General features: G+C 71.5%; 3 protein-coding genes. All 3 read left to right on the forward strand.

Annotated features, from left to right (window positions below; translation table 11 throughout):
- Nucleotides 1-189 (forward strand): hypothetical protein (locus tag ABT360_RS35250; protein WP_351825835.1); only part of this gene is annotated, 189 nt, incomplete at its 5' end.
- 46 nt (nt 190-235) lie between these two features.
- On the forward strand, nt 236-1,009 hold the full coding sequence (locus ABT360_RS35255; RefSeq protein WP_351825831.1) for a bestrophin-like domain: 774 nt from the start codon (nt 236-238) through the stop codon (nt 1,007-1,009).
- A gap of 169 nt (nt 1,010-1,178) precedes the next feature.
- Entirely contained in the window at nt 1,179-1,736 is a 558-nt protein-coding gene (locus tag ABT360_RS35260) for a hypothetical protein (protein WP_351825833.1), read from the forward strand.
- Nucleotides 1,737-1,803: the final 67 nt, after the last annotated feature.

Below are 1,803 nucleotides of genomic sequence, written 5' to 3' on the forward strand. Positions count from 1 at the left end.
GGCGTGGTCCTGGCGCTGTGGACGGCGTGGTTCCTGTGGATGCGCAGGCGTGTGGCCCCGCTGCCCGCCTACCGGCGCATGCAGCGCGCCGAACCGGCGGGCGGCCCGTCCACCGTCACCGTGATGCTCCTGATCATGGCTCCCGCGGTGTTCGCCGCCGCCATCCTGCGCCCCCGCTCGTCCCGCTAGACGTCCCGCCAGACATCACGTCGGAACCGACCGCCCGGAGAACACCTTGTCGGAATGGCTTGTCCTGTCCATCGCGATGGCCGCCGCCTGCGCGGTCGTCCTGACCATCGTCATCATCAACCACCGCCGGCTCGGTGACGACGACGACCCGTCCGAGACCCCGGACGTCCTCGAGTACATGACGATGATGATCGGTGTGGTGTACGCGATCGTGCTGGGTCTGGCGATCGCCGGTGTCTGGGAGGGCCGCAGCGCCGCCCAGGAGAGCGTCCGGCAGGAGGCCCAGGCCCTGCACGAGGTGTCCGCCAGGGCGGAGGTCTGGCCCGCCGACGTGCGCGCGCGCATCCGGGCGGACGTGGACGCGTACGTGTCGCACGTCGTCGACACCGAGTGGCAGTCCATGGCCGAGCGGGGCGAGCTCACCGACGAGGGCACCGACCTGCTGGAGCGGCTGCGCCGCAGCGTCTCCGACTACCGGCCGGCCGACGCCCACGAGGGCGAGGCGTACCAGCCGCTGGTCGACCAGGTGGCGGTCGCCGACGACGCGCGCAGCGCCCGTGGCGAGAACGCGGGCGCCACCATGCCGGGTGTGGTGTGGTTCGGCCTGATCACGGGTGCGCTGATCGCGGTGGGGCTGATCTTCACGCTGCAGATCCGGCGCACCTTCCGAGAACTGCTGCTGGCCGGCCTCTTCAGCGCGCTGATCGCCTTCCTGCTGTTCCTGATCTGGGCCTTCGACGCGCCGTTCGGCCGCGGTATCTCCGCGACCCCGGAGCCCTTCATGAACCTCTTCCCTCACCTCGAAGGCCTCGGAGACTGACCGGCGGCGACATCGCCGTCCGCCGTCCGGGGGACCTCCGTGCCCCATTCGCCCGTCTGCGATCGCGGTTGTGGTAAAGCGCTCCTAGCGTTTCCGGCATCGAGGTGCATATCAGACGCTTTGTGGAAATCCGTTCCGCAGCTGCTCCTCGGGACCCGGAGGATTGACGATGCGCGCGATAGGTGCCGCCTCCGCCGCTCTGCTCGGAGCGGCCGCTCTCGCCCTGACCGCCCCCGCCCCGGCGGTGGCTTCCGGCAAGCTCGCCCCTGGTGACTTCGCCATCAGTCCCTCGACCGTCCAGCCGGGGGGCAGGGTCGTGCTCACGGCCCCTGGGTGCTCCGGCACCGCGATGGCTTCCTCGGGCGTCTTCGACACGGTCACCATCCCGGCGGGCCGTTCGGCGACGGCCACCGTCGACTGGGACGCCAAGCGGGGCGCGGTCTACACGGTGTCCTTCACGTGTGCCGGGGGCACACCGGGCACCGTCGACCTCACCATCGCACCGGCCACCAGCAGCCCGACCACCAGCTCGACCGCCATGCCCACGGTGACCGCGACGCGGACGGGGGCCACCACGGCGCCCAGCCAGGGTGTACGCGGCGGCACGGGCGGCAGCATCGGCGGCCTGAACGCCGGTCAGCTCGCGGCCGGGACCGGTCTGGTCGTGGCGGCCGCCACCGGGGTCATCTACATGCTGCGCCGCCGCGCCGAAAGCCGCCGCCACTGAGAGCAGCACGGCAGCCCGATGACCAGCAGCATCGCCATCGCGGCCAGCGCCAACGGGACGCTGTAGC

This window comes from Streptomyces sp. NPDC000229 (genome assembly GCF_040300825.1).
GTDB lineage: Bacteria > Actinomycetota > Actinomycetes > Streptomycetales > Streptomycetaceae > Streptomyces.

Coding starts and splice junctions, on each gene's coding strand:
- ABT360_RS35260 (WP_351825833.1), top strand. CDS start 1,179: ATGCGCGCGATAGGTGCCGCCTCCGCCGCTCTGCTCGGAGCGGCCGCT.